The sequence below is a fragment of the Halomonas sp. BN3-1 genome, assembly GCF_003056325.1.
In the GTDB taxonomy this organism is placed as follows: domain Bacteria; phylum Pseudomonadota; class Gammaproteobacteria; order Pseudomonadales; family Halomonadaceae; genus Halomonas; species Halomonas litopenaei.
In genome coordinates this window covers 16,398-42,829 of the sequence record NZ_PYVV01000009.1, presented here as the reverse complement: position 1 = coordinate 42,829, position 26,432 = coordinate 16,398, and the positions used below count along the sequence as shown (strand labels likewise).

The following is a 26,432-nucleotide window of genomic DNA, read 5'->3' as shown; positions in this document are numbered from 1 at the left end:
ATGCCGTCTCCCCTGATGATCGGCATCGACTGGGGGACCTCATCGTTTCGTGCAAGCCTCGTCGATCGCCACGGCGAGGCCCTCGAAAGCCGCGAGAGCCCCCACGGGATTCTTGCGGTTCCCGACAGGGACTTTGCCGGTTTTCTCCGCCATACCATCCATGACTGGCTGGACGCCCATCCTGGCCTGCCAATTCTGGCCTCGGGCATGATCACCAGTCGCAATGGCTGGGTCGAGACCCCTTACCAGCCGCTTCCCCTGGGGATCGAGGAACTGGCCGGCGCGCTGGTCAGCGAAGATGTCCCAGACCTCGGCCAGGTACACTTTGTCACCGGCGCGGTGCAGTCGCCCGAGGGCGAGCGCCCTGACGTGATTCGCGGCGAGGAAACCGAGGTCTTCGGCTATCTGGCCACCCAGGGGGTCAGCGATGGCACCTTCCTGTTGCCCGGCACCCACAACAAGTGGCTGACGGTCGAGCAGGGCAGGATCACCCGGTTTGTCACCTGCATGACCGGCGAGCTCTACGCGCTGCTGCGTGAGCACTCGCTGCTCGGTCGCACCATGCGCCAGGGCGAGCTCTCCCCCGAGGCCTTTGTACGCGGAGTAGAGACCGCCCGCCGCCATCCAGGAGAGCTGCTGGCGACCCTGTTCACCACACGCTCTCTCCACCTGTTCGATCAGCTGTCCCCGGAGCAGAGCGCCGACTACCTCTCGGGCCTGCTGATCGGCGAGGAATGCCTCGGTCAGTTGCGCCAGGGGCCGACGCCGGAGCAGGTCACCATCATCGGTCGCCCTGATCTGGCCGAACGTTATCGCATTGCCACCGACCTTCTGTCGCTACCCTCCACCCTGGCCACGCCCGGCCTGTCACGCCACGGGCAGCTGGCCATCGCACGCGCTGCGGAGCTGATCCCATGCTGAACTGGCAACAGGCCTTCGGTGCCTGCCCCTTTGTCGCCATCCTGCGCGGCATTACGCCCGATGAGGTGGTGCCAATGGCCGATGCGCTGCTTGAGGCAGGCTTCCGGCTGATCGAAGTGCCGCTCAATTCTCCCGACCCGCTGACAAGCCTTCGGCGCCTGGCAGCCCATGTGGGCGAAGATGCCTTGGTGGGGGCGGGTACGGTCACCGCAACCGATCGCGTAGCTGAGGTCGAACAGGCCGGTGGACGCCTGATCATCGCGCCCAATCTGGATACCCGGATCGCCCGGGAAGCCTCGGCGCGGAGCTTGGTCTACGGCCCCGGCGTGGGCACCGTCAGTGAAGCCTTCGCGGCCATCGAGGCCGGCGCCGCCTTTCTCAAGTTGTTCCCTGCCGAGGCGATCTCACCCGCGGCGGTAAAGGCCATGCGCGCCGTTCTGCCCGAGACGACGCCTCTATTGCCGGTGGGTGGCATCACACCGGCCAGCATGGCGGGCTACCTTGATGCAGGAGCGCGTGGATTCGGCCTCGGTGGCGCGCTCTATCAACCGGGTTTCGGTCCTGCCGAAGTCGCCAGACGAGCCCGGGCATTTATCGAGGCTCACGCCGACTGGGCGGCGACCGCCACCCCATAGGCGGCACGACGCTCAGCCCCCAATACCTTCTGCCCCACTGGAGCCCATCGATGATCATCGAGCGCATCAATGTCTACACCATGGCGTCCGAGCTGCCCCGCCCCTTCGCCTTCTCCCAGCAATGGGTCACCCGGCGCTCCGCGACGCTGGTCGAGGTGGTAACTCAGGATGGCCAGAGTGGCTGGGGCGAGGCGCTTTGCGCTGGGCTGCTGGAACCCGAGCTGGCCGCTGCGGTCCTCAAGCACGTGATCACGCCGTTGGTCGTCGGCCGCTCGGTGTTCGATAGCGAGGTCATCTGGCACGAGCTCTACAACCACACCCGAGATTACGGGCGCAAGGGGGTAGTGATCGCAGCCATCAGCGCCCTCGATATCGCGCTCTGGGATCTCAAGGGCAAGGCCACCCAGCGCCCGGTTTTTGAGCTGCTTGGCGGCGGTTTTCGAGAGCGCCTCCCCGCCTACGCCACCGGCTTCTTTCGCACTGAGCTTGGCGCCGATACCGACGGCCTGGTCGAGGAAGCTTGCCGCCACCGTGACGCGGGCTTTGCCAGCATGAAGATCAAGCTGGGCTTCGGTGTGGCCAACGACATCAAGGTCATGACCGATATACGCGACGCCCTGGGCGATGACATCGAACTGATGATCGACGCCAACCACGCCTACACCACCAGCGAGGCGGCGCTGCTGGCAGAAGGTCTCAAGGACTTCGGCCTACGCTGGTTCGAGGAGCCGGTCAATCCAGATGACAAGGAAGGCTACCGCCTGTTGAAACAGAAGACACTGATTCCTCTTGCCGGTGGTGAGGCGGAATTCACCCTCTACGGTTTCCGTGACCTGCTGGCCGGGCGCTGCATCGATATTGCCCAGCCCGATGTGGCCATGGCCGGCGGTCTGACCGCCATGGCGCATATCACCACCCTGGCGCTCGCCAACGGCATCCAGGTGAATCCGCATGTGTGGGGGACTGCCATCGGCCAGTACGCCTCACTGCATGCCATCGCGGCGACGCCACTGGTCAATCCCACCCTATCGGCCAGCGGCCCGATCTTTGAGTACGACACCTCGAGCCATCCCTTCCGCTCCGAGCTGGTCACCACACCGGTCACTCAGAGCGATGGCTGGGTAAGCGTCCCCACAGGCGAGGGTCTCGGCTTTACCATCGACAGGGACTTCCTTCACGAACACGCGCGGCCCTACTGATACGGCCCTACTGACACAGGGCACGCACATCGGGCTCATACGCACTGCCAGGAACTGCCGCTCGGGGTGAAGGACCGGTCTTGGCTTCGGGCCAGGTTTCCCTTATGCCGCGGGCATCTGGTATTCCAGTCGACTGTGCTACCCTGTGGCAAGTTCCCATGGCCCGCCTCAGGCCTCACACCGCCAGTCCAAAGGATCGAGATGCAGGACTTTGAACGCCCCCCTTCCCTCGGCGCCCTGGTCACCGATCACGTGCGCAACATGATCATACGGGGCGAGTTGGCCCTGGGCGAAGCCATCTCCGAACGCGGCATATCGGCGCTGTTGAACGTCTCCAAGACCCCGGTCCGCGAAGCCTTGACCCGACTCAAGCACGAGGGCCTGGTGATCATCAAGCCGCAGTCGGGCGCCCAGGTCTTCACCCTCAGCGCTCGCGAGGTCGGCAACATCTGTACCTTCCGCCGCACCCTGGAGCCGGCCGCGCTTGAGCTGGCGATCGAGTTCGACCAGCCAGGGCTCTACCAGGAACTTCGGCAGGTCGAAAGCCAGATGCAGGTAGCCCACGGCTCCGGGCGCATCACCGACTACCTGGACCTGGATTCGGTTTTCCACATGGCCTTCTTCAACCATTGTGGCAACGCCTACCTGAAGAGCTCCTACGAACAGTACGCCGGCAAGATCGCCGCACTGCGCACCCACCTGGCCACCCGCCCGGACCATACCCGGCTATCGCTCAAGGAGCACACCGAGATCGTCGACGCCGTCCAGGTCAGCGATACCGCAGCCCTGCGCTCGCTGCTGGACGCCCATATCGGCCGCACCCAGCAGACCTACGAAATCGGCGTGGAAGATATCTCCAAGCAGTAGTATTCGCGCCCATCTCCACCCGCCGCCATGCCAACGGTGCCGACACACTTGAAGGCGTAGACACACCGACGCCCTTTGGCCGTCACTGCTCAGGATGAAGAGCGGAGGCCCCGCCGACAAATGACAGACATAAAAAAACCGACACCCGGAGGTGTCGGTTTCGCGTCGTGTCGAAGCGCTGTCGAAAGGATTACTCCTCGCCGACGGCCTCTTCTTCAACGACGGGGCGATCGACCAGCTCGACGTAGGCCATAGGGGCGTTATCGCCGGTGCGGAAACCGCACTTGAGAATACGGACGTAACCGCCCGGACGCTCGACGTAACGCGGACCCAGCTCATTGAAGAGCTTGCCGACCGCTTCCTTCGAGCGGGTACGGCTGAAGGCCAGACGCCGGTTGGCGACGCTGTCTTCCTTGGCCAGGGTGATGAGCGGCTCGATATGACGACGCAGCTCCTTGGCCTTGGGAAGGGTTGTCTTGATCACTTCGTGCTCGACCAGCGACACGCTCATGTTGCGAAACATGGCCTGGCGGTGCGAGCTGGTACGATTGAGGTGACGACCACTCTTACGATGACGCATGGTTGTGATTCCTTACCAAACTGGGACTCGAGCCGACGCTTAGGCGGTGGCCTTGTCGTCCTTCAGGCTAGCCGGCGGCCAATTTTCAAGCCGCATGCCAAGGGACAGACCACGAGCAGCCAACACGTCCTTGATCTCGTTCAAGGACTTCTTGCCGAGGTTCGGGGTCTTCAACAGCTCCACCTCGGTGCGCTGAATCAGATCGCCGATGTAGTAGATATTCTCGGCTTTCAGGCAGTTGGCGCTACGAACGGTCAACTCGAGATCGTCTACGGGGCGCAGCAGGATGGGATCGATATGATCCTCTTCCTCGACCACTTCCTGTTCCTTGTCGGCTTCCAGGTCGACGAACGCTGCCAGCTGCTCTTGCAGGATGGTCGCGCTGCGACGGATCGCCTCTTCCGGATCCAGGGTGCCGTCGGTTTCCAGGTTGATGATCAGCTTGTCGAGGTCGGTGCGCTGTTCGACGCGGGCGGCTTCGACGCTGTAGGAAACGCGGCGCACGGGGCTGAAGGTCGCATCCAGCTGCAGACGGCCGATGGCGCGTGTCTCGTCGTCGGCTTCGCTGCGGACATCCGCAGGCTCATAGCCGCGACCACGGGCCACCTTCAGCTGCATCTTGAGCTCGGCGCCTTCATTGACGTGGGCGATGACGTGCTCGGGGTTGACCACTTCGACGTCGTGATCGACGGCGATGTCACCAGCGGTGACGACGGCCGGGCCCTGCTTGTTCAGCGAGAGCATCGCCTCGTCGCGGCTGTGCATCTTGATCGCCACGTCCTTGAGGTTCAGGAGGATTTCGATGACATCTTCCTGGACACCCTCGATCGCGCTGTACTCATGGTCGACGCCGGCGATCTCGGTCTCCACCACGGCGCAGCCGGGCATGGACGAGAGCAGGATACGACGCAGAGCATTGCCCAACGTGTGGCCGAAGCCACGCTCGAACGGCTCGAGCACGATCTTTGCGTGGTGTGCGCTGATCTCTTCGACCTTGATGTCGCGAGGACGGAGAAACTCTGTCACTGAACGCTGCATATGAACACCTTTCAGGCTGCCAAACGAATACTCGGTAATAACCGCCGCCCTCCCGGAGGAGGGCGGCGCGGACGGACCGCTTACTTCGAGTACAGCTCGACGATCAGTTGCTCGTTGATGTCGGCAGTCAGGTCACCGCGCTCAGGCAGGGCCTTGAAGGTGCCTTCCATCTTCTTGGCGTCGAGTTCGATCCAGGCCACGTCGCCACGGTTGGCGGCGATGCTTAGGGCGTTCTGGATACGCGCCTGTTGCTTGGCCTTTTCACGAACGGATACCACGTCGCCGGGCTTGACCTGGTAGGAGGCCACGTTGACGGTCTTGCCGTTGACGGCAATCGCCTTGTGGCTTACCAGCTGACGAGCCTCGGAGCGAGTGGCGCCAAAGCCCATGCGGTAGACGACGTTGTCCAGTCGGGACTCAAGCAGCTGCAGCAACAACTCACCGGTCGCACCCTTCAGGCGGGCGGCTTCCTTGTAGTAGTTGCGGAACTGCTTTTCGAGTACGCCGTACATGCGACGTACTTTCTGCTTCTCGCGAAGCTGCAAGCCGTAGTCGGAAAGACGCTGACGGCGCTGGCCGTGCACACCCGGAATCTGTTCGGATTTGCACTTTTTCTCGAAGGGAGTGACACCGCTCTTGAGGAAGAGGTCGGTACCTTCCCGGCGAGACAGTTTGCACTTCGGTCCAATGTAACGAGCCATGAATCTGTCTCCTTAAACGCGGCGTTTCTTCGGCGGACGGCAGCCATTGTGGGGAATGGGCGTCGCGTCGGTGATGCTTTGCACGCGGAAGCCGGCGGCGTTGAGTGCACGCACGGCGGATTCACGGCCAGGACCGGGGCCCTTGACCAGCACGTCGACGTTTTTCACACCATACTCGGCTGCAGCAGTTGCTGCACGCTCGCTTGCCACTTGAGCAGCGAACGGGGTGCTCTTGCGAGAACCACGAAAACCCGAACCACCGGCTGTCGCCCAGGAAAGAGCGTTGCCCTGGCGGTCTGTGATCGTAATGATCGTGTTGTTAAAAGAGGCATGGATATGCGCAACGGCATCCACTACCTGCTTTTTAACCTTTTTACGGTTGCTACGCGGGTTAGCCATGTTGATGTCAATTCCTGTCTTTACGCCAGAACGTGCGTGTTATTTGCGGATCGGCTTACGCGGTCCCTTACGGGTACGCGCGTTGGTCTTGGTGCGCTGACCGCGCATCGGAAGACCACGACGATGACGCAGACCACGGTAGCAACCCAAGTCCATGAGACGCTTGATGTTCAGCGTCACATCACGACGAAGGTCGCCTTCAACGGTATACTTGCCGACTTCACTACGCAGGCTGTCGATCTCTTCAGATGACAGATCCTGGATCTTGGTGGTCGGCGCGATGCCGGTCGCTTCACAGATTTCCTGTGCGCGAGTACGGCCAATCCCGAAGATGTAGGTCAGCGAGATCGCCGCATGCTTGTTGTCCGGGATATTGACGCCTGCAATACGGGCCATCAGCTTACTCCGAAGTTTGAGCGGCTTGCTCGGTTAATCAACTACAAAAGGCGCAATAGCATACCCCCTTCCCGTCATTAGGGCAAGGGGTATGCCAGCACCCGGTTCAATTCAGGCCAGGATTAACCCTGGCGCTGCTTGTGCCGCGGCTCGGTGCAGATGACGCGAACAGCGCCATTGCGACGAATGATCTTGCAATTGCGGCACATTTTCTTCACGGAAGCTCGAACTTTCATCGTTCTCTCCAAAATCGGCTTGCGGCGTGCCAAATCGGCCTGCGGCGCCTTAGCGCATGATGCCGCCGCTACCGTAGCCTTTCAGGTTGGACTTCTTCATCACCGACTCATACTGGTGCGACATGAGGTGCGACTGCACCTGGGCCATGAAGTCCATGATGACCACGACCACGATCAGCAGCGAGGTACCGCCAAAGAAGAACGGCACGTTCCACGCTACGATCAGGAACTGGGGCATCAGGGAAACCGCAGTGATGTAGAGAGCGCCGAACAGGGTCAGACGAGTCATGACCTTGTCGACATAACGAGCGGTCTGCTCGCCAGGACGAATCCCCGGCAGGAAGGCACCCGACTTCTTGAGGTTGTCGGCCACATCCTTGGGGTTGAAGACCAGCGCTGTGTAAAAGAAGCAGAAGAATACCACCGCCGCCGCGAAAAGCAAGATATAAAGGGGCTGACCTGGGGCCAACGCCTGGGACGCGCGCTGCAACCATTCCATGCCGTCGCCCGCACCTACCCACTGACCGAGTGAGGCGGGGAACAACAGGATGCTCGAGGCAAAGATGGCCGGAATGACACCCGCCATGTTGACCTTGAGCGGCAGGTAGCTGCTCTGCCCTGCATACATCTTGTTGCCTACCTGGCGGCGCGGGTAGTTCACCGTGATCCGGCGCTGGCCGCGTTCGATGAACACGACGAACGCCACGGTGGCGATACCCAGAAGGCTAAGCGCCAACAGCGGCAACACATTCCACGCGCCCTCGTTGCGGGCAAGCTCGAAGGCTTGAGCCACAGCTCCGGGCAGGCCGGCGACGATACCCGCGAAGATCAGCAGCGAAATGCCGTTGCCGATGCCCTTCTCGGTGATCTGCTCACCCAGCCACATCAAGAACACCGCGCCACTCACGAAGGTGATGATCGCGGTGAAATAGAAGCTGAGATCGGCCGTATAGGCAATGCCTTGGCTGGCCAGACCCACGGACATGCCGGTGGCCTGAACCAGGGCCAGCACCACCGTGCCGTAGCGCGTGTACTGGCTGATCTTGCGGCGGCCGCTCTCGCCCTCCTTCTTCAACTGCTCGAGGTGGGGCGAGACGGCGGTCAGGAGCTGCATGATGATCGACGCCGAGATGTACGGCATGATGCCGAGGGCGAGGATACTCATGCGCTCCAGGGCACCGCCCGAGAACATGTTGAACATGCCCAGGATGGTGCCCTGCTGCTCCCTGAACAAGGCAGCAAGCTGGTCAGGATTGATACCGGGAACGGGTATGTGGGCACCGATACGGTAGACCACGATGGCGAGGAGCACGAAGCGCAGACGCGCCCACAGTTCACTCAGACCGCTGCCCATCGCCGGCATGTTTCCTGACTTGGCCATTTAGTCCTCTACCTTGCCACCGGCGGCTTCGATCGCTGCGCGGGCACCCTTGGTGACCCGCAGACCGCGAACGGTGACCGCCTTGTTCAGATCGCCGGAAAGGATCACCTTCGCATGCTGCGTGGAATCCTTCAGCACATTGGCTTCCTTGAGGCTTTCCAGGGTGACTTCGTCACCCGCGACCTTGGCCAGCTCGGCCAGGCGGACTTCCTCGGAAACCAAAGACTTGGCGGAGGTGAAACCAAACTTCGGCAGACGACGCTGCAGGGGCATCTGACCGCCCTCGAAGCCGGGCTTCACGCTGCCACCGCTGCGCGACTTCTGGCCCTTGTGGCCACGGCCGCCGGTCTTGCCCAGACCGGAACCGATGCCACGACCGACGCGCTTTTCAGCGTGTTTGGAGCCCGGTGCCGGGCTCAGGCTGTTAAGTTTCATGGATTACTCTCCCTCAACACGCACAAGGTAGTTGACCTTGTGGATCATGCCGCGAACGGCAGGGGTGTCTTCCAGTTCAACCGTGTGACCGATGCGGCGCAGGCCGAGGCCCTTCATGGTGGCCTTGTGCTTGGCCAACGTGCCGATGGTGCTGCGGGTCTGGGTAACCTTGATCGTAGCTGCCATGGTGTATTACCCCGTGATCGCTTCGACTGAGAGACCGCGCTTGGCGGCCACGTCTTCCGGCGACTGCATGGAAGCCAGGCCATTCACGGTCGCACGGACCACGTTCACCGGATTGGTGGAGCCATAGCACTTGGCCAGGACGTTGTGCACGCCGGCCAATTCCAGCACGGAGCGCATGGCGCCGCCGGCGATGATACCAGTACCGTCAGAGGCCGGCTGCATGTACACCTTGGAGGCGCCATGACGAGCCTTGACCGGATACTGGAGGGTACCGCCGACCAGGTTCACCTTGATCATGTTGCGGCGCGCCTGGTCCATCGCCTTCTGAATCGCGACCGGCACTTCACGTGCCTTGCCACGACCGAAGCCGACGCGACCGTTACCGTCGCCCACGACAGTCAGAGCGGTGAAGCCGAAAATACGGCCACCCTTGACCACCTTGGCGACACGGTTGACCTGCACGAGCTTTTCCTGCAGATCGCCGTTTTGCTGTTCGTTCTTCGCCATCGTAAAACCCTTTAGAATTCCAGGCCGCCTTCACGTGCGGCGTCGGCCAGGGCCTTCACACGACCGTGGTACTTGAAGCCAGCGCGATCGAAGGCCACCTGGGTGATGCCCGCTTCCTTGGCGCGTTCAGCGATCAGCGCACCAACTTTGGCTGCGGCGTCTGCATTGCCGGTCGAACCCTCGCGCAGGCTCTTGTCCAGCGTGGAAGCGCTGGCCAGGACCTTGCCACCATCCGGCGAGATAATCTGCGCGTAGATGTGACGGGGGGTACGATTGACGCACAGGCGAGACACGCCCAGCTCGCGGATCTTCGCGCGAGCGCGGCGGGCACGACGGAGACGAGATTCTTTCTTCGCGTTCATAACCCTGCCTTACTTCTTCTTGGCTTCTTTACGGCGGACCTGCTCATCCGCGTAACGCACACCCTTGCCCTTGTAGGGTTCAGGCGGACGGAAAGCGCGGATTTCCGCTGCGACCTGGCCGAGCTTCTGCTTGTCCGCGCTCTTCAGCACGATGACGGTGTTCTTCGGCGTTTCCGCCGTGACACCTTCAGGCAGTTGATAGTCGACCGGGTGAGAGAAGCCCAGTGTCAGGTTGAGCGTCTGGCCTTTCGCTTGAGCGCGATAACCGACGCCGATGATTTCGAGAGACTTGGTAAAGCCCTCGGACACGCCGGTGACCAGGTTCTGAACCAGGGCACGGGTGGTGCCGACCATGGCCCAGCTCTTAGCAGATTTGCTCGGCTGGAAGGTCAGCTGGCCATCTTCCTGCGCGACCACGACATCGTCGTGAACGGGCATGGAGAGGGTGCCCTGACCGCCTTTGGCGGTCAGCGTGGCGCCGTCGATCTTGACCTCGACGCCAGCGGGCACTTTAACCGGATATTTGGCTACGCGGGACATTCCAAACTCCTAGAATACGGTGCAGAGGACTTCGCCGCCGACACCAGCCTGACGCGCGGCACGATCGGTCATCACACCCTTGGAGGTGGTGACGATCGCGACACCCAGGCCATCGGCGACCTTCGGCAGCGCATCCTTGCCCTTGTAACTACGCAGGGACGGCTTGGAAACCCGCTGCAGATGCTCGATGACCGGCTTGCCTTCGAAGTACTTGAGGCTGACGGTCAGCTCGGGCTTGGCTGATTCGCTCACGGCGAAGTCAGTGATGTAACCCTCTTCTTTCAGCACGCGGGCCACTTCAACCTTGATTTTGGAGGACGGCATGGTGACCGTCTCCTTGGTGGCCTGCTGCGCATTGCGGATACGGGTAAACATATCCGCCAGAGTGTCTTGCATGCTCATTTAACTTGCGCTCCTGATGATTCTACGTGGCGTTACCAGCTGGACTTCTTCAGTCCGGGCACGTCGCCACGCATGGCGGCTTCACGCAGCTTGTTACGACCGAGGCCGAACTTGTTGTAGTAGCCGTGCGGACGGCCAGTCACGCGGCAGCGGTTACGCTGACGCACGGGGCTGGAGTCACGCGGCAGCGACTGCAACTTCAGCTGCGCATCGAAGCGCTCCTCATCGGAGCTGTTCACGTCCTGGATGATCGCCTTGAGCTCGGCACGCTTGGCAGCATACTTCTCAACCAGTTGCGTGCGCTTCAGCTCACGCTCAATCATGCTCTTCTTTGCCATGATCCCACCCCTATTTCTTGAACGGGAAGTTCAGTGCACTCAAGAGCGCACGACCTTCGTCATCGGTGTTGGCAGTGGTGGTGATGGTGACATCCAGACCACGAATCCGGTCGATCTTATCATACTCGATCTCCGGGAAGATGATCTGCTCACGCACCCCCATGCTGTAGTTGCCACGACCGTCGAAGGACTTCGGGTTGAGACCACGGAAGTCACGAACGCGGGGGATCGCGATATTCACCAGGCGATCGAGGAAGTCCCACATGCGCTCACTGCGCAGTGTGACCTTCACGCCGATCGGCCAGCCTTCACGCACCTTGAAGCCCGCGATGGACTTACGTGCCTTGGTCACCATCGGCTTCTGACCGGAGAGCTTCTCCAGGTCGCCGACGGCAGCGTCGATCAGCTTTTTATCGCTGGTCGCTTCGCCGATACCCATGTTCAGAGTCACCTTGGTGATCCGGGGTACCTGCATAACGTTGGCGTAGCTGAACTGCTCTTTCAGTTGAGCCACCACCTCGTTTTGATAACGTTCTTTCAAGTTCGCCATTTTGCTACCCGACTCGCGTTAGGCGTCGATCTGCGCTTGCGTCGACTTGTAGATACGTACCTTGGTACCGTCTTCCTTGATCTGGAAGCCGACGCGATCCGCCTTACCGGTCTCCTGATTGAAGATGGCTACGTTGGACGCGTGAATCGGAGCCTCGCGCTCGACGATACCGCCCTGATTGCCGGCCATGGGGTTCGGCTTGGTGTGACGCTTGATCATGTTCACACCCGCTACCACGAACCGCTCGTCCTTGAGGACGCGCTTCACGGTACCGCGCTTACCCTTGTCCTTGCCGGCGATGACGATCACTTCATCATCACGTTTGATCTTTTGCATGTCGCCTCGCTCCCTTACAGCACTTCAGGCGCTAAGGAAATGATCTTCATGAACTTCTCGTTGCGAAGTTCACGCGTCACCGGCCCGAAGATACGGGTACCGATCGGCTGCTCGTTGGTGTTGTTCAACAAGACGGCCGCATTTCCATCGAAGCGAATCAGCGAACCGTCGCTGCGACGGACGCCACTGCGGGTCCGGACAACTACCGCTTTCAGCACCTGGCCTTTCTTGACCTTGCCGCGCGGAATAGCTTCCTTCACCGTGACCTTGATGACGTCACCAACGCGAGCGTAGCGGCGGTGTGAACCACCCAGCACCTTGATGCACTGCACCCGGCGCGCTCCGCTGTTGTCGGCGACATCCAGCATTGTCTGAGTCTGAATCATCGGTTTTCTCCAAACCTAAACTGACTGCACGAGGTTAAGGCCGTGGCCTTAACCCTTGGCCTGTTCGACAACCTCGACCAGGGTCCAGGCCTTTTTCTTGGACAGCGGACGGCATTCCTGGATGGATACCGTGTCACCGGCCTTGGCCTGGTTGGTCTCGTCGTGGGCGTGCAGCTTGGTGGAGCGCTTAACGTATTTGCCGTAGATCGGGTGGCGCTCACGACGCTCGATCATTACAACGATGGACTTGTCCATCTTGTCGCTCACCACCTTGCCGGTGAGCGTACGGGCTTTTTTCTCTTCGGCCATCTCAGACACCTGCCTTCTCGTTGAGCACAGTCTTCACGCGGGCGATATCCCGACGAACCTGCTTGAGCAGATGAGTCTGGCTCAGCTGGCCGGTGGCCTTCTGCATGCGCAGGTTGAACTGCTCGCGGAGGAGTTCGAGGAGCTGCTCATTGAGCTGCTCGGCGGACTTTTCACGAATTTCCTGGGCTTTCATCACATCACCGTCCGTTTCACAAAGGTGGTGGAGACCGGGAATTTCTGGGCGGCCAGTGCGAAAGCTTCGCGGGCCAGTTCCTCGGAAACGCCTTCGATCTCGTAAAGGACACGACCGGGCTGGATCTGTGCGACCCAGTACTCGACGGAGCCCTTACCTTTACCCATCCGGACTTCCAGGGGCTTCTTGGAAATCGGCTTGTCCGGGAAGACACGGATCCAGATCTTGCCGCCACGCTTGACGTGACGGGTGATGGCACGACGGCCAGCTTCGATCTGACGGGCGGTGACACGACCGCGGCCGGTGGCCTTGAGGCCGAACTCGCCGAAGCTCACTTTGCTTCCGCGATGCGCCAGGCCACGGTTGCGGCCCTTCTGCACCTTACGGAATTTTGTACGCTTGGGTTGTAACATCGAATCGCTCTCCCCTTACCTGGAACCTTTCTTCTTGGAGGGCGCTGCCTGGCTCTGCTTCGCCTTGGCGCGGACCTCCTCGATGCCCCCGAGGATTTCACCCTTGAAGACCCAGACCTTGACACCGATGATGCCGTAGGTGGTCTTGGCTTCGTAGGTGGCGTAATCGATGTCCGCACGCAGGGTATGCAGCGGAACACGACCTTCGCGGTACCACTCGGTGCGGGCAATTTCCGCGCCGCCGAGGCGACCGGAGAGCTGCACCTTGATGCCGCCAGCGCCCAGACGCATGGCGTTCTGGACAGCGCGCTTCATGGCGCGACGGAACATCACACGGCGCTCGAGCTGGCCGGCAATGTTCTGTGCGACGAGCTGAGCATCCAGCTCGGGCTTGCGAACTTCCTCGATGTTGACGTGAACAGGCACGCCCATCATCTCGGTGACGTCGCGACGCAGGCGATCGACATCTTCGCCCTTCTTGCCAATCACGATGCCCGGACGGGCAGTGTGAATGGTGATGCGCGCGTTGTTCGCGGGACGCTCGATGGTGATCTTGCTAACGGAGGCGTTTTTCAGACGCTCTTCCAGGAAGCTACGCACCGCGAGGTCGTTGTTGAGCTTATCGGCATAGGCGCCGCGCTCGGCGTACCAGACAGAGGTATGGTCTTTGACGATACCCAGTCGGATGCCTGTCGGATTGACTTTCTGACCCATCTGGTCGACTCCTACTTCTCGGCTACCTTGACGGTGATGTGGCAAGTGCGCTTCAAAATGCGATCCGCACGGCCTTTGGCGCGCGGACGGATGCGCTTGAGCGTCGTACCCTCATCGACACAGATGGTCGAGACGCGCAGCTCGTCGATGTCCATGCCGTTGTTTTCTTCCGCATTCGCGATGGCGGACTGCAGCACCTTCTTGACCAGCTTGGCCGCCTTCTTCGGTGAGAAGGTCAGCAGGTCGATTGCTTCGGCGACAGGCTTACCGCGCACCTGATCAGCCACCAAACGGGCCTTCTGGGCGGATAAACTGGCGCCACGCAGCTTTGCTGTGACTTCCATCTCTTAATCCTCTCTGGCTTACCGTTTGGCTTTCTTATCCGCCGCATGGCCGCGATAGGTGCGGGTAGCAGCGAATTCGCCCAGCTTGTGGCCAACCATTTCCTCGGAGACGTGCACCGGGACGTGTTGGCGACCGTTATGGACTGCAATGGTGAGCCCGACCATGTTGGGCAGGACCATTGAACGACGCGACCAGGTCTTGATCGGTTTGCGATCGTTCTTTTCCGCTGCAGTCTCAACCTTTTTCAGCAGATGAAGGTCTACAAAAGGACCTTTCTTCAGTGAACGTGGCACAGCCGTTACCTCTTAATGTCTTGGCGTGGGATCTTAACCGCGAGCCTTGCGGCGGCGGACGATCAGCTTGTCGGTGCGCTTGTTCTTGCGGGTCTTGTGGCCCTTGGTGGGCATACCCCACGGGGACACCGGATGACGACCACCGCTGGTGCGGCCTTCACCACCACCGTGCGGGTGATCCACCGGGTTCATCGCGACACCGCGAACAGTCGGGCGCACACCTCTCCAGCGCTTTGCACCGGCCTTGCCAAGTTGACGCAGGCTGTGCTCGGAATTGCTCACCTCACCCAGGGTCGCGCGGCACTCGGCCAGCACCTTGCGCATCTCGCCGGAGCGCAGACGCAGGGTGGCGTAGTTGCCTTCACGAGCCACCAGCTGGGCGCTGGTACCGGCGCTGCGTGCGATCTGAGCACCCTTGCCAGGCTTCAGTTCGATGCAGTGCACCGTGGAACCCAGCGGGATGTTGCGCAGCGGCAGTGCGTTGCCCTTCTTGATCGGCGCATTGACGCCGGACTCGAGGCGATCACCGGCACTCACGCCCTTGGGGGCGATGATGTAGCGACGCTCACCGTCGATGTACTTCAGCAGCGCGATGTGGGCGCTACGGTTCGGGTCATGCTCCAGGCGCTCGACGATGGCCGGAACGCCATCCTTGGTGCGCTTGAAGTCGATGATCCGATAGTGGTTGCGATGACCACCGCCGACGTGGCGAGTGGTGATGCGACCCTGGTTGTTACGACCACCGGACTTGGACTGCTTCTCGAGCAACGGCGCGTAAGCGCGGCCCTTGTACAGTTCCTCACCAACAATCTTGACGACGTGGCGACGACCGGCGGATGTGGGTTTTGTCTTGACGATTGCCATGATCCGTACTCCTGCCTTTACTCGGCGCCAGAGAAGTCTTCAAGCGTCTCGCCGGCGGCCAGTGTCACGTACGCCTTGCGATAACCCTTGCGCATACCAACACCATGCGCGGTGCGCTTGGTCTTGCCCTTCACGTTCAGAACAGAAACGCGATCGACCTTCTTGCCGAACAGCTCCTGGACGGCAGCCTTGATCTCGGGCTTGGTTGCGTCACTCGCCACCTTGAACACGTACTGGTTACGCTCGGCGGCCATGGCGGCCTTCTCGGTCACGTGCGGACCAAGCAGAACCTTGAATACACGCTCCTGGTTCATGCCAGCTTCTCCTCGAATTTGCGCAGTGCGGAGACGGTAGCCAGGACCTTGTCGAAGGCGACCAGGCTGACCGGGTCGGCGGCGGCGACGTCCACCACATCCACGTTGGGGATGTTGCGGGCTGCCAGGTACAGGTTCTCGTCGACTTCTTCGGTGACGATCAGCACCTTCTCCAGGCCCAGGTCGGAAAGCTTGGCGACCAGCTGCTTGGTTTTGGGTGACTCGACAGAGAAGGCATCAACGGCAACAAGACGCTCCTGACGGACCAGCTCGGACAGAATCGAGCGCATGGCCGCACGGTACATCTTGCGGTTGACCTTCTGGGAGTGGTCCTGCGGACGGGCCGCGAAGGTCACACCACCGCTGCGCCAGATCGGCGAGCGAATGGTACCGGCGCGAGCGCGACCGGTGCCCTTCTGGCGCCACGGCTTCTTGCCGCCGCCACGGACGTCGGAGCGGTTCTTCTGGGCGCGGGTACCCTGACGACCACCGGCCAGATAGGCGGTGACGACCTGGTGCACGAGCGCTTCGTTGAATTCTTTGCCAAAGGTAGCGTCGGACAGCTCAACGGTCCCGGCGCTTGCACCTGCAAGATTCAGATTCATTGGAAAGTTCCCCTTCAGCCAGCTTTGACGGCGCTGCGCACGATGACATCACTGCCGGTAGCACCAGGAACGGCGCCTTTGATCAGCAGCAGGTTGCGCTCGGCATCGACACGGACGATTTCCAGGCTCTGAACGGTGCAACGTGCGTTGCCCATCTGGCCGGCCATCTTCTTGCCCTTGAACACGCGACCCGGGGTCTGGCACATGCCGATGGAACCCGGAGCACGGTGGGACAGAGAGTTACCGTGGCTGTTGTCCTGGGTACGGAAGTTCCAGCGCTTCACTGCGCCCTGGAAGCCCTTACCCTTGGAGGTGCCGGTCACGTCAACGCTTTGACCAGCTTCGAAGAGGGATACGGTGAGTTCGCCGCCCACTTCCGGAGCTTCGTCGCCTTCGCTCAGGCGGAACTCCATCAGGGAACGACCAGCCTCGACACCTGCCTTGGCGTACAGGCCAGCTTGGGCCTTGGACAGATGCTTGGCTTTGCGGGAGCCGGTTGTCACCTGGACCGCGGCGTAGCCGTCGGATTCGACAGACTTCACGCAGGTCACGCGGTTGGGATCAACCTCGATAACGGTTACGGGCACAGACGCGCCGTCTTCGGTGAAGACACGGGTCATGCCGGCCTTCCTACCGACCAAACCGATAGTCATGCTTAGTCTCCTTTAGTGTACGGGGCTATCACCCGCTATGGCTGCCCTTTCCAGAGCATTCCACTAGCACGTTGTGTAACGCCATCCCGGCGTGGCGGCTGCTGAACCTCTACTGGATGAGAGGGACGCTGGGCCGCGAGTGTCTAGTGATATCAGTCGAGCTTGATTTGCACGTCCACGCCAGCGGCGAGGTCGAGCTTCATCAGGGCATCAACGGTCTTCTCGGTCGGCTCGACGATGTCGAGCACACGCTTGTGGGTACGAATCTCGTACTGATCACGGGCGTCCTTGTTCACGTGCGGGGAAACCAGCACGGTGTAACGCTCGCGATTGGTCGGCAGAGGGATCGGACCACGAACCTGGGCGCCGGTACGCTTGGCGGTTTCAACAATCTCCGCGGCGGACTGGTCGATCAGGCGATGGTCGAAAGCCTTCAACCGAATGCGAATCTTCTGGTTCTGCATTTGCCCTAACTCCAATGGAACTTGACGGCGCGAGCCGTCAACCCACGCATTCAAAGGATGCGCATTATATGCGCCGCGCCATCGAGAGTCAAACCCTCAATGACGATGCGCAGAAAAGGGGGCTCCTTGCGGAGCCCCCTTCGGTGATCACCGGTCTGATTTAGACCAGGATCTTGGCCACGACGCCAGCGCCGACGGTACGGCCGCCTTCGCGGATGGCGAAGCGCAGACCTTCGTCCATGGCGATCGGAGCGATCAGGTTGACGACCATCTGGACGTTGTCGCCCGGCATGACCATCTCGACGCCTTCCGGCAGTTCACAGGTACCGGTGATGTCGGTGGTACGGAAGTAGAACTGCGGACGGTAGCCCTTGAAGAACGGAGTGTGACGACCACCCTCGTCCTTGCTCAGCACGTACACTTCCGCCTCGAACTGGGTGTGCGGAGTGATGGTGCCCGGCTTGGCCAGAACCTGACCACGCTCGACTTCGTCACGCTTGGTACCACGCAGCAGGGCACCGACGTTCTCGCCAGCACGACCTTCGTCGAGCAGCTTACGGAACATCTCGACACCGGTAACGGTAGTCTTGGTGGTGTCCTTGATACCAACGATCTCGATCTCTTCGCCCGGCTTGACGATGCCGCGCTCGACACGACCGGTCACAACGGTACCGCGACCAGAGATGGAGAACACGTCTTCGATCGGCATCAGGAACGGCTGGTCGACAGCACGCTCCGGCTCGGGGATATAAGCATCCAGAGCCTTGATCAGGTTGGCAACGGCGGTAGTACCCATGCCGTTGTCGTCCTTGCCTTCCAGAGCCATCAGGGCAGAGCCGGTGATGATCGGAGTGTCGTCGCCCGGGAAGTCGTACTCGGACAGAAGTTCACGAACTTCCATCTCGACCAGCTCGAGCAGCTCTTCGTCGTCGACCATGTCGGCCTTGTTCAGGAACACGACGATGAACGGAACGCCAACCTGACGAGACAGCAGGATGTGCTCGCGAGTCTGCGGCATGGGGCCGTCAGCAGCGGAACAGACCAGGATAGCGCCGTCCATCTGGGCAGCACCGGTGATCATGTTCTTGACGTAGTCAGCGTGTCCCGGGCAGTCGACGTGAGCGTAGTGACGCTCCTCGGACTGATACTCGACGTGAGAGGTGGCGATGGTGATACCACGCTCACGCTCTTCCGGAGCATTGTCGATGGTGTCGAACTCACGCCAGTCACCGCCGAACACCTCGGCAGAAACGCGAGTCAGGGCCGCCGTCAGGGTAGTCTTGCCGTGGTCGACGTGACCGATGGTGCCGACGTTGACGTGCGGTTTGGAACGTTCGAATTTTTCCTTAGCCACTGCTATGACCTCTTTCGTTAGCTAACGGTTAACCGTTCTGGTTGATGACGGCTTCAACGACGCTGGACGGCGCCTCTTCGTAGTCCGCAAACTCCATGGTGTAGCTTGCGCGGCCCTGGGTCTGAGAGCGCAGGTCGGTTGCGTAACCGAACATCTCAGCCAGCGGCACGGTGGCGCGAATGACCTTGCCGGAGGAAGAGTCATCCATACCCTGGACCAGGCCCCGGCGGCGGTTCAGGTCGCCCATGACGTCACCCATGAATTCTTCAGGGGTCACGACCTCGACCTTCATCACCGGCTCGAGCAGAACTGCCTTGGCCTTGGGAGCGCCTTGCTTGATCGCCATGGAAGAGGCGACCTTGAACGCGGTCTCGTTGGAGTCCACGTCGTGGTAGGAACCGTCGAACAGCGTTACCTTGACGTCGATCATCGGGTAGCCCGCGATGACACCGTTCTGGAGCTGCTCATAGGCCCCTTTCTCGACGGCCGGCACGTATTCCTTCGGAACCACGCCGCCGACGATCTCGGAAGCGAACTTGAAGTGCATCTCTTCGTCGTCGCCCTTGTCTTCGGCCGTCAACGGCTCGATGCGCAGGTGTACGTGACCGTACTGACCGCGACCACCGGACTGACGAACGAACTTGCCTTCCTGCTCGACGCTCTGACGAATCGTCTCACGGTAGGCCACCTGCGGCTTGCCGATGTTCGCCTCGACCTTGAACTCGCGACGCATGCGGTCAACGATGATGTCGAGGTGAAGCTCGCCCATGCCGGAGATGATGGTCTGGCCAGTCTCTTCGTCGGTCTTGACCTGGAAGGACGGATCTTCCTGGGCCAGCTTGCCCAGTGCAATACCCATCTTTTCCTGGTCAGCCTTGGACTTCGGCTCCACGGCCACGGAGATAACCGGATCCGGAAACTCCATGCGCTCGAGAACGATCTTGTCGTTCAGGTCGCACAGGGTATCACCGGTGGTCACGTCCTTCAGGCCGATACAGGCGGCGATGTCGCCGGCCAGAACTTCCTTGATCTCCTCGCGCGAGTTGGAGTGCATCTGGACGATACGACCGACGCGCTCCTTCTTCTGCTTGACGGAGTTGTAGACGCTGTCGCCTGACTTCAGCACGCCGGAGTAGACGCGGATGAAGGTCAGGGTGCCAACGAAGGGGTCGGTCGCGATCTTGAACGCCAGCGCGGCGAAAGGCGCACTGTCATCGGCCTCACGGGTCGCGATGGTGCCGTCCTTGTCGTCGAGCTCACCTTCGATCGCCTTGACCTCGGTGGGAGACGGCATGTACTCGATGACGCCATCGAGAACGGCCTGAACGCCCTTGTTCTTGAACGCAGAGCCACAAGTGACCAGCACGATCTCGTTGTCGAGGGTACGACGACGCAGACCAGCCTTGATCTCGTCGTTGGTCAGCTCGCCCTCTTCGAGGTACTTGTCCATCAGCTCTTCGGACGCCTCGGCGGCGGCCTCGACCATCTGCTCGCGATACTCTTCGGCGGTCTCCTGGAGCTCCGCCGGGATATCGACGAGGTCGTAGTTCATCCCGAAGTTGTCTTCATCCCACAGGATGGCCTTCATCTGGATGAGGTCGATGACGCCCTTGAACTCGTCCTCGGAGCCCCAGTTGATCTGGATCGGCACGACGTTGGCGCCGAGACGATCCTTCAGCTGGTTGACGACCATGAAGAAGTCAGCGCCGCTGCGGTCCATCTTGTTGACGAACACCATGCGCGGAACTTCGTACTTGTTGGCCTGGCGCCAGACGGTCTCGGTCTGCGGCTGCACACCGGAGGAGCCACACAGCACGACGACGGCACCGTCAAGCACACGCAGGGAACGCTCGACTTCGATGGTGAAGTCAACGTGTCCAGGGGTGTCGATGATGTTGATGCGGTGCTCATCGAACTGCTTGTTCATGCCCTGCCAGAAGCAGGTGGTCGCCGCGGAGGTGATGGTGATACCACGCTCCTGCTCCTGCTCCATCCAGTCCATGGTGGCGGCGCCCTCATGGACCTCACCGACCTTGTGGGACAGACCGGTATAGAACAGGACACGCTCGGTAGTAGTCGTCTTACCGGCGTCGACGTGGGCCACGATACCGATATTGCGGTAACGCTTAAGCGGAGTCTTGCGAGCCACGATGTAACTCCCGTTGGTTGGCGATGCGCTTTAGAAGCGGTAGTGAGAGAAGGCCTTGTTGGCTTCTGCCATGCGATGCACGTCTTCACGCTTCTTGACTGCCGAACCCTTGCCTTCGGCTGCATCCAGCATTTCGCCAGCCAGACGCTGCACCATGGTCTTCTCGCCACGACGGCGAGCGGCGTCCACCAGCCAGCGCATGGCAAGCGCCTGGCGGCGGGACGGACGGACTTCGACCGGCACCTGATAGGTCGCACCGCCGACGCGGCGAGACTTCACCTCGACCATGGGCTGGATGGTTTCCAGCGCCTTGTCGAAGATTTCCAGCGGCTCTTCATTGGAACGCTCGGCAACCCTGTCCAGCGCACCATAGACGATACGCTCAGCTACGGACTTCTTGCCGCTGATCATCAGGTGGTTCATGAACTTGGCCAGACGCTCGGATCCGAACTTGGGATCCGGCAGAATCTCGCGCTTGGCCGCAACTCTTCTTCTAGGCATGATAAGCCCTCGGTTGAAGGGTCCTTCAGGTAAACCCGAGACTCGCGCTTGGCGGCTCGACCTTACTCTTATCAGACCGGGTCAAACTTGGTAATGGAAAGCGACGCAGCCCTTAGGACTTCGGACGCTTGGTGCCGTACTTGGAACGGCCCTGACGACGATTCTGGACACCGGAGGTGTCGAGAGCGCCGCGAACGGTGTGATAACGCACACCCGGAAGGTCCTTTACTCGACCGCCACGAATCAGGACCACAGAGTGCTCCTGGAGGTTGTGGCCTTCACCGCCGATGTAAGAGGACACCTCGTAGCCGTTGGTCAGGCGCACACGGCAGACCTTCCGCAGTGCGGAGTTCGGCTTCTTCGGGGTGGTGGTGTAGACGCGGGTGCAGACGCCGCGCTTCTGCGGGCAGGCCTGAAGCGCAGGCACGTCGGTCTTCGCGGCCTGACGCTTGCGCGGCTTGCGCACGAGCTGATTAATCGTTGCCATAGCTGTTAGCTGACTCCAATGGGTTGCCTAAGCCTTTTCACAGTGGCGCGGATACACCCACCCCACTGTTAAAGGCTGCGCATTCTACTGGCTGATGCCAAGGCGCGTCAAGCCCGGAGCCGCAAAGGCTCCAGGCTTTTGCCGACATCAGATCTCGTCGTCGTCCGAGTCCAGCGCGGTGAGCTGGGCGCCCAGCTCCTGCTCGACGTCGTAGGCCGACGGCTGGAGCAGTCGCTCGGTGTCTTCACGCTTGCGACGACGCTCCTCGTGGTGGGTCAGACCGGTACCGGCCGGGATCAGACGTCCCACCACCACGTTTTCCTTCAGGCCGCGCAGGTAGTCGCGCTTGCCGGTGACCGCCGCTTCGGTCAGCACGCGGGTCGTCTCCTGGAAGGAGGCCGCAGAGATGAACGACTCGGTGGCCAGGCTGGCCTTGGTGATACCCAGCAGCAGGCGCTGGTACTTGGCCGGGAACTTGTCATTGGCCTGGAGCACGGCATTCTGCTCCAGCACACGGACCAGCTCGACCTGATCACCCGGAATGAAGTCGGAGTCACCGGCGTCGGTGATCTCGACCTTGCGCAGCATCTGACGCACGATCACTTCGATGTGCTTGTCGTTGATGCCAACGCCCTGCAGACGATAGACGTCCTGCACCTCGGCCACGATGTACTTGGCCAGCTCGGCGATGCCGAGCAGTCGCAGGATGTCGTGCGGGTTGCTTGGACCATCCGAGATCACCTCGCCCTTCTCGACCGTCTCGCCCTCGAACACCGCGATCTGACGCCACTTGGGAATCAGCATCTCGAAGGGGTCGCCTTCGGACGGGGTGATGGTCAGACGACGCTTGCCCTTGGTTTCCTTGCCGAAGCTGATCACACCGCTGATCTCGGCCAGGATGGACGGCTCCTTCGGCTTGCGCGCCTCGAACAGGTCGGCGACGCGCGGCAGACCACCGGTGATGTCCTTGTTGCCGGACGCCTCCACCGGGATACGCGCGACGATCTCACCGATGCCGATGGACGAGCCATTGTCGACGGTGACGATCGCCTTGCCGGGCAGCGGGTACTGCACCGGAGTGTCGCTGCCGGAGACGGTCACCGGCTTGCCGGCGGCGTCGTTGAGCATGATCATCGGGCGCTTGTCGCGACCGGCCATCGGCCGCGCCGCGGACTCGATGATCTCGATCGAGGACAGACCGGTCATCTCGTCGACGCTGCGGTGCATGGTCAGGCCTTCGTCCATGTCGACGTAGTGCACCTGGCCTTCCGCTTCGGCGACGATCGGGTGGGTGTGCGGATCCCACTTGGCCACGGCCTGGCCGGGATCGACCGCATCACCGTCACGCACCGAAAGCTCGGCACCGTAAGGCAGCTTGTAGTACTCACGCTCGCGGCCATGCTCGTCGGCCACCGCCAGGGCGCTGGAGCGCGACACCACGACCAGCTTGCCGTCGGCGCGTTCCACGTACTTGATGTTGTGCAGGCGCACCTTGCCGCCATGCTTGACCTGGACGCTGTCCACTGCAGAGGCCCGCGAGGCGGCACCACCGATGTGGAAGGTACGCATGGTCAGCTGGGTACCCGGCTCACCGATGGACTGGGCGGCGATGACGCCGGCCGACTCACCGATGTTGACCTGGTGGCCACGGGCCAGATCGCGGCCGTAACAGGACGAACACACACCGTGACTGGTTTCACAGGTGATGGTGCTGCGCACGATGATCTCGTCGACGCCCATGGTGTCGAGCTGTTCGCACCAGGCCTCGTCCAGCAGGGTGCCACGCGGAATCAGCACTTCGTCGGTGCTCGGGTCGATGACGTCCTGAGCGACCACACGGCCGAGTACACGCTGGGCCAGCGAGACGATGATATCGCCGCCTTCGATGACCGGGTGCAGGGTCAGGCCACGCTCGGTGCCACAGTCGACCTCGGTGATGACCACGTCCTGGGCGACGTCGACCAGACGACGAGTCAGGTAACCGGAGTTGGCGGTCTTCAGGGCGGTATCCGCCAGACCCTTACGCGCACCGTGGGTCGAGATGAAGTACTGGAGTACGTTCAGACCTTCACGGAAGTTGGCGACGATCGGGGTCTCGATGATCGAGCCATCCGGCTTGGCCATCAGACCACGCATACCCGCCAGCTGGCGGATCTGGGCGGCGCTACCACGGGCACCGGAGTCGGCCATGATGAACACGCTGTTGAAGGAGTCCTGTTCGACTTCCTTGCCTTCGCGGTCGATCACGGTCTCCTTGGAGATGCCCGCCATCATCGCCTTGGCGACCTGGTCGTTGGCACGCGCCCAGATATCGATGACCTTGTTGTACTTCTCGCCCGCGGTCACCAGACCGGAGGAGAACTGGTCTTCGATTTCCTTGACCTCTTCCTCGGCCGCCTCGACGATCTCGGCCTTGGCGTCCGGGATGACGAAGTCGTTGACGCCGATGGAGGCGCCGGACCAGGTGGCCAGACGGAAGCCGGTGTACATCAGCTGGTCGGCGAAGATGACCGCGGCCTTGAGACCGGCGCGACGATACACTTCGTTGATCAGCTTGGAGATGGCCTTCTTCTTCATGGCCTGGTCGACCAGATCGAAGGGCACCCCTTGCGGCAGGATGCGGAACAGCAGCGCACGGCCGACGGTGGTGTCACGCAAACGGCGGTGCTCGGAGCGCTCGCCGGTCTCTTCGTCGATGTCGACCTCGTCCAGGCGCACCTTGACGCGGGCGTGCAGCGACACGTTCTGGGTGCCGAAGGCGCGCTCGACCTCGTTGAGGTCGGAGAACACCATGCCCTCGCCCTTGGCGTTGATGCGCTCGCGGGTCATGTAGTACAGACCCAGCACCACGTCCTGGGACGGCACGATGATCGGCTCGCCGTTGGCCGGTGACAGCACGTTGTTGGTGGCCATCATCAGCGCGCGCGCTTCGAGCTGGGCTTCCAGCGTCAGCGGCACGTGCACGGCCATCTGGTCACCGTCGAAGTCGGCGTTGTAGGCGGCACACACCAGCGGGTGCAGCTGGATCGCCTTGCCTTCGATCAACAGCGGCTCGAACGCCTGGATACCGAGACGGTGCAGGGTCGGGGCGCGGTTCAAAAGCACCGGGTGCTCGCGGATGACGTCGGCGAGGATGTCCCACACCTCCGGCAGCTCGCGCTCGACCATCTTCTTGGCGGCCTTGATGGTGGACGCCTGGCCGCTGGCCTGCAGCTTGGAGTAGATGAACGGCTTGAACAGCTCAAGCGCCATCTTCTTGGGCAGACCGCACTGGTGCAGACGCAGGGTTGGGCCCACGGTGATGACCGAGCGGCCGGAGTAGTCGACGCGCTTACCCAGCAGGTTCTGACGGAAACGCCCCTGCTTGCCCTTGATCATGTCGGCCAGCGACTTCAACGGACGCTTGTTGGAGCCGGTGATGGCGCGACCGCGACGACCGTTGTCGAGCAGCGCATCGACGGACTCCTGCAGCATGCGCTTCTCGTTGCGCACGATGATGTCCGGTGCGTTGAGGTCGAGCAGACGCTTCAAGCGGTTGTTGCGGTTGATCACGCGACGGTACAGATCGTTGAGATCCGAGGTCGCGAAGCGGCCGCCATCCAGCGGTACCAGCGGACGCAGGTCCGGCGGCAGCACGGGCAGCACTTCCATCACCATCCACGCCGGATCGTTGCCGGAGCCCTGGAAGGCTTCGAGCAGCTTCAGACGCTTGGACAGCTTCTTGATCTTGGTCTCGGAGTTGGTCTGCGGGATCTCTTCGCGCAGACGCTCGATCTCTTCCTCGAGATCGATATCCTTGAGCATCGCCTGGACGGCCTCGGCACCCATGCGGGCGTCGAAGTCATCGCCGAACTCCTCGAGGGCCTCGAAGTACTGCTCGTCGTTGAGCAGCTGGCCACGCTCGAGGGTGGTCATGCCGGGATCGACGACCATGAAGCTCTCGAAATAGAGCACGCGCTCGATGTCGCGCAGGGTCATGTCCATCAGCATGCCGATGCGAGACGGCAGCGACTTCAGAAACCAGATGTGGGCGACCGGGCTAGCCAGCTCGATGTGCCCCATGCGCTCGCGGCGCACGGCGGCCTTGGTGACTTCGACGCCGCACTTTTCGCAGATGATGCCGCGGTGCTTCATGCGCTTGTACTTGCCGCACAGGCACTCGTAGTCCTTCACCGGACCGAAGATCTTGGCGCAGAACAGGCCATCACGCTCGGGCTTGAAAGTCCGGTAGTTGATGGTCTCCGGCTTCTTGACCTCGCCAAAGGACCAGGAGCGGATCATGTCCGGCGACGCGAGCGTGATCTTGATCGCGTCGAACTCGTCGGACTGTGACTGCGATTTGAGGACTTTCACCAAATCTTTCATTAGGTCGGCTCCGT

At 61.4% G+C, this 26,432-nt stretch carries 37 protein-coding genes; 4 read left to right on the top strand and 33 right to left on the bottom strand.

The window, feature by feature from the left end; genetic code table 11:
• From C9F12_RS13305 to C9F12_RS13290, 4 genes are all read left to right on the top strand, one after another.
• Positions 1-921, top strand: a complete 921-nt coding sequence (locus C9F12_RS13305; RefSeq protein WP_108449175.1) for a 2-dehydro-3-deoxygalactonokinase — start codon at positions 1-3, stop codon at positions 919-921.
• Complete coding sequence (locus C9F12_RS13300; protein WP_108449174.1) at positions 915-1,556, top strand: 2-dehydro-3-deoxy-6-phosphogalactonate aldolase; 642 nt, start codon at positions 915-917, stop codon at positions 1,554-1,556. The genes C9F12_RS13305 and C9F12_RS13300 overlap by 7 nt, the downstream gene beginning before the upstream one ends.
• 50 nt (positions 1,557-1,606) lie before the next feature.
• The gene (locus C9F12_RS13295) at positions 1,607-2,755 is read left to right on the top strand and encodes a mandelate racemase/muconate lactonizing enzyme family protein (protein ID WP_108449173.1); all 1,149 of its coding nucleotides are present in this window, start codon (positions 1,607-1,609) and stop codon (positions 2,753-2,755) included.
• Between the two features lie 201 nt (positions 2,756-2,956).
• Positions 2,957-3,622 (top strand): GntR family transcriptional regulator, encoded by a 666-nt coding sequence (locus tag C9F12_RS13290; protein WP_108449172.1) that lies wholly within the window; start codon positions 2,957-2,959, stop codon positions 3,620-3,622.
• 190 nt (positions 3,623-3,812) lie between these two features.
• On the opposite strand, the gene rplQ is transcribed toward C9F12_RS13290, so the two are convergent.
• The 33 genes from rplQ to rpoC all read right to left on the bottom strand — a co-directional run bounded on the left by rplQ (position 3,813) and on the right by rpoC (position 26,418).
• On the bottom strand, positions 3,813-4,202 hold the full coding sequence (rplQ, locus tag C9F12_RS13285; protein ID WP_045990838.1) for a 50S ribosomal protein L17: 390 nt from the start codon (positions 4,200-4,202) through the stop codon (positions 3,813-3,815).
• 39 nt (positions 4,203-4,241) lie between these two features.
• On the bottom strand, positions 4,242-5,240 hold the full coding sequence (gene rpoA, locus C9F12_RS13280; RefSeq protein ID WP_108133880.1) for a DNA-directed RNA polymerase subunit alpha: 999 nt from the start codon (positions 5,238-5,240) through the stop codon (positions 4,242-4,244).
• An 80-nt stretch (positions 5,241-5,320) separates the two neighbouring features.
• Complete coding sequence (gene rpsD, locus C9F12_RS13275) at positions 5,321-5,941, bottom strand: 30S ribosomal protein S4 (protein WP_045990840.1); 621 nt, start codon at positions 5,939-5,941, stop codon at positions 5,321-5,323.
• 12 nt (positions 5,942-5,953) lie between these two features.
• Positions 5,954-6,340 carry a 30S ribosomal protein S11 gene (rpsK, locus tag C9F12_RS13270; protein ID WP_013331014.1) on the bottom strand — a complete coding sequence of 129 codons (387 nt, stop codon included), beginning with the start codon at positions 6,338-6,340 and terminating at the stop codon, positions 5,954-5,956.
• 39 nt (positions 6,341-6,379) lie between these two features.
• Positions 6,380-6,736, bottom strand: a complete 357-nt coding sequence (gene rpsM, locus C9F12_RS13265) for a 30S ribosomal protein S13 (RefSeq protein WP_045990841.1) — start codon at positions 6,734-6,736, stop codon at positions 6,380-6,382.
• A gap of 122 nt (positions 6,737-6,858) precedes the next feature.
• Positions 6,859-6,972: a 50S ribosomal protein L36 gene (rpmJ, locus tag C9F12_RS13260; RefSeq protein WP_031384759.1), complete on the bottom strand. Its 114-nt coding sequence runs from the start codon at positions 6,970-6,972 to the stop codon at positions 6,859-6,861.
• Positions 6,973-7,021: 49 nt separating this feature from the next.
• Positions 7,022-8,353 (bottom strand): preprotein translocase subunit SecY, encoded by a 1,332-nt coding sequence (gene secY / locus C9F12_RS13255; protein WP_045990842.1) that lies wholly within the window; start codon positions 8,351-8,353, stop codon positions 7,022-7,024.
• Positions 8,354-8,788: a 50S ribosomal protein L15 gene (rplO, locus tag C9F12_RS13250; protein WP_045990843.1), complete on the bottom strand. Its 435-nt coding sequence runs from the start codon at positions 8,786-8,788 to the stop codon at positions 8,354-8,356.
• 3 nt (positions 8,789-8,791) lie between these two features.
• The gene (gene rpmD, locus C9F12_RS13245) at positions 8,792-8,974 is read right to left on the bottom strand and encodes a 50S ribosomal protein L30 (protein WP_045990844.1); all 183 of its coding nucleotides are present in this window, start codon (positions 8,972-8,974) and stop codon (positions 8,792-8,794) included.
• A 6-nt stretch (positions 8,975-8,980) separates the two neighbouring features.
• The gene (rpsE, locus tag C9F12_RS13240; RefSeq protein WP_045990845.1) at positions 8,981-9,481 is read right to left on the bottom strand and encodes a 30S ribosomal protein S5; all 501 of its coding nucleotides are present in this window, start codon (positions 9,479-9,481) and stop codon (positions 8,981-8,983) included.
• Between the two features lie 11 nt (positions 9,482-9,492).
• Positions 9,493-9,843: a 50S ribosomal protein L18 gene (gene rplR, locus C9F12_RS13235; protein ID WP_045990846.1), complete on the bottom strand. Its 351-nt coding sequence runs from the start codon at positions 9,841-9,843 to the stop codon at positions 9,493-9,495.
• A gap of 9 nt (positions 9,844-9,852) precedes the next feature.
• Positions 9,853-10,383 carry a 50S ribosomal protein L6 gene (gene rplF, locus C9F12_RS13230; RefSeq protein WP_045990847.1) on the bottom strand — a complete coding sequence of 177 codons (531 nt, stop codon included), beginning with the start codon at positions 10,381-10,383 and terminating at the stop codon, positions 9,853-9,855.
• A 9-nt stretch (positions 10,384-10,392) separates the two neighbouring features.
• A complete protein-coding gene (gene rpsH / locus C9F12_RS13225; protein ID WP_045990848.1) occupies positions 10,393-10,785 on the bottom strand; it encodes a 30S ribosomal protein S8 in 393 nt (130 codons plus the stop codon).
• Between the two features lie 32 nt (positions 10,786-10,817).
• On the bottom strand, positions 10,818-11,123 hold the full coding sequence (gene rpsN, locus C9F12_RS13220) for a 30S ribosomal protein S14 (protein WP_045990849.1): 306 nt from the start codon (positions 11,121-11,123) through the stop codon (positions 10,818-10,820).
• A 10-nt stretch (positions 11,124-11,133) separates the two neighbouring features.
• A complete protein-coding gene (rplE, locus tag C9F12_RS13215; RefSeq protein WP_045990850.1) occupies positions 11,134-11,673 on the bottom strand; it encodes a 50S ribosomal protein L5 in 540 nt (179 codons plus the stop codon).
• Between the two features lie 18 nt (positions 11,674-11,691).
• Entirely contained in the window at positions 11,692-12,009 is a 318-nt protein-coding gene (rplX, locus tag C9F12_RS13210; protein ID WP_045990851.1) for a 50S ribosomal protein L24, read from the bottom strand.
• Positions 12,010-12,023: 14 nt separating this feature from the next.
• Positions 12,024-12,395 carry a 50S ribosomal protein L14 gene (rplN, locus tag C9F12_RS13205; RefSeq protein ID WP_009723896.1) on the bottom strand — a complete coding sequence of 124 codons (372 nt, stop codon included), beginning with the start codon at positions 12,393-12,395 and terminating at the stop codon, positions 12,024-12,026.
• Positions 12,396-12,443: 48 nt separating this feature from the next.
• Positions 12,444-12,704, bottom strand: a complete 261-nt coding sequence (gene rpsQ, locus C9F12_RS13200) for a 30S ribosomal protein S17 (RefSeq protein WP_045990852.1) — start codon at positions 12,702-12,704, stop codon at positions 12,444-12,446.
• A 1-nt stretch (position 12,705) separates the two neighbouring features.
• Positions 12,706-12,897, bottom strand: a complete 192-nt coding sequence (rpmC, locus tag C9F12_RS13195; RefSeq protein WP_045990853.1) for a 50S ribosomal protein L29 — start codon at positions 12,895-12,897, stop codon at positions 12,706-12,708.
• Positions 12,897-13,310 (bottom strand): 50S ribosomal protein L16, encoded by a 414-nt coding sequence (rplP, locus tag C9F12_RS13190; protein ID WP_045990854.1) that lies wholly within the window; start codon positions 13,308-13,310, stop codon positions 12,897-12,899. Before rplP ends, rpmC begins: the two co-directional genes overlap by 1 nt.
• Before the next feature lie 15 nt (positions 13,311-13,325).
• The gene (gene rpsC, locus C9F12_RS13185; RefSeq protein WP_045990855.1) at positions 13,326-14,024 is read right to left on the bottom strand and encodes a 30S ribosomal protein S3; all 699 of its coding nucleotides are present in this window, start codon (positions 14,022-14,024) and stop codon (positions 13,326-13,328) included.
• Positions 14,025-14,035: 11 nt separating this feature from the next.
• The gene (gene rplV / locus C9F12_RS13180; protein ID WP_045990856.1) at positions 14,036-14,368 is read right to left on the bottom strand and encodes a 50S ribosomal protein L22; all 333 of its coding nucleotides are present in this window, start codon (positions 14,366-14,368) and stop codon (positions 14,036-14,038) included.
• Positions 14,369-14,386: 18 nt separating this feature from the next.
• On the bottom strand, positions 14,387-14,662 hold the full coding sequence (gene rpsS, locus C9F12_RS13175) for a 30S ribosomal protein S19 (RefSeq protein WP_045990857.1): 276 nt from the start codon (positions 14,660-14,662) through the stop codon (positions 14,387-14,389).
• A 33-nt stretch (positions 14,663-14,695) separates the two neighbouring features.
• Positions 14,696-15,526, bottom strand: a complete 831-nt coding sequence (gene rplB, locus C9F12_RS13170; protein ID WP_108133879.1) for a 50S ribosomal protein L2 — start codon at positions 15,524-15,526, stop codon at positions 14,696-14,698.
• A 17-nt stretch (positions 15,527-15,543) separates the two neighbouring features.
• Complete coding sequence (gene rplW, locus C9F12_RS13165; protein WP_045990859.1) at positions 15,544-15,840, bottom strand: 50S ribosomal protein L23; 297 nt, start codon at positions 15,838-15,840, stop codon at positions 15,544-15,546.
• Positions 15,837-16,445: a 50S ribosomal protein L4 gene (gene rplD, locus C9F12_RS13160; RefSeq protein WP_045990860.1), complete on the bottom strand. Its 609-nt coding sequence runs from the start codon at positions 16,443-16,445 to the stop codon at positions 15,837-15,839. Before rplD ends, rplW begins: the two co-directional genes overlap by 4 nt.
• A gap of 14 nt (positions 16,446-16,459) precedes the next feature.
• A complete protein-coding gene (rplC, locus tag C9F12_RS13155; RefSeq protein ID WP_045990861.1) occupies positions 16,460-17,098 on the bottom strand; it encodes a 50S ribosomal protein L3 in 639 nt (212 codons plus the stop codon).
• 152 nt (positions 17,099-17,250) lie between these two features.
• The gene (gene rpsJ / locus C9F12_RS13150) at positions 17,251-17,562 is read right to left on the bottom strand and encodes a 30S ribosomal protein S10 (protein WP_045990862.1); all 312 of its coding nucleotides are present in this window, start codon (positions 17,560-17,562) and stop codon (positions 17,251-17,253) included.
• Between the two features lie 160 nt (positions 17,563-17,722).
• Positions 17,723-18,916 (bottom strand): elongation factor Tu, encoded by a 1,194-nt coding sequence (gene tuf / locus C9F12_RS13145; RefSeq protein WP_045990863.1) that lies wholly within the window; start codon positions 18,914-18,916, stop codon positions 17,723-17,725.
• 28 nt (positions 18,917-18,944) lie between these two features.
• Complete coding sequence (gene fusA / locus C9F12_RS13140) at positions 18,945-21,065, bottom strand: elongation factor G (RefSeq protein ID WP_045990864.1); 2,121 nt, start codon at positions 21,063-21,065, stop codon at positions 18,945-18,947.
• Between the two features lie 30 nt (positions 21,066-21,095).
• Entirely contained in the window at positions 21,096-21,566 is a 471-nt protein-coding gene (rpsG, locus tag C9F12_RS13135; RefSeq protein ID WP_023007554.1) for a 30S ribosomal protein S7, read from the bottom strand.
• A 112-nt stretch (positions 21,567-21,678) separates the two neighbouring features.
• Positions 21,679-22,053, bottom strand: a complete 375-nt coding sequence (gene rpsL / locus C9F12_RS13130) for a 30S ribosomal protein S12 (protein ID WP_045990865.1) — start codon at positions 22,051-22,053, stop codon at positions 21,679-21,681.
• A gap of 147 nt (positions 22,054-22,200) precedes the next feature.
• Positions 22,201-26,418, bottom strand: coding sequence for a DNA-directed RNA polymerase subunit beta' (rpoC, locus tag C9F12_RS13125; protein ID WP_045990866.1), 4,218 nt, complete (start codon positions 26,416-26,418; stop codon positions 22,201-22,203).
• Positions 26,419-26,432 lie beyond the last annotated feature (14 nt).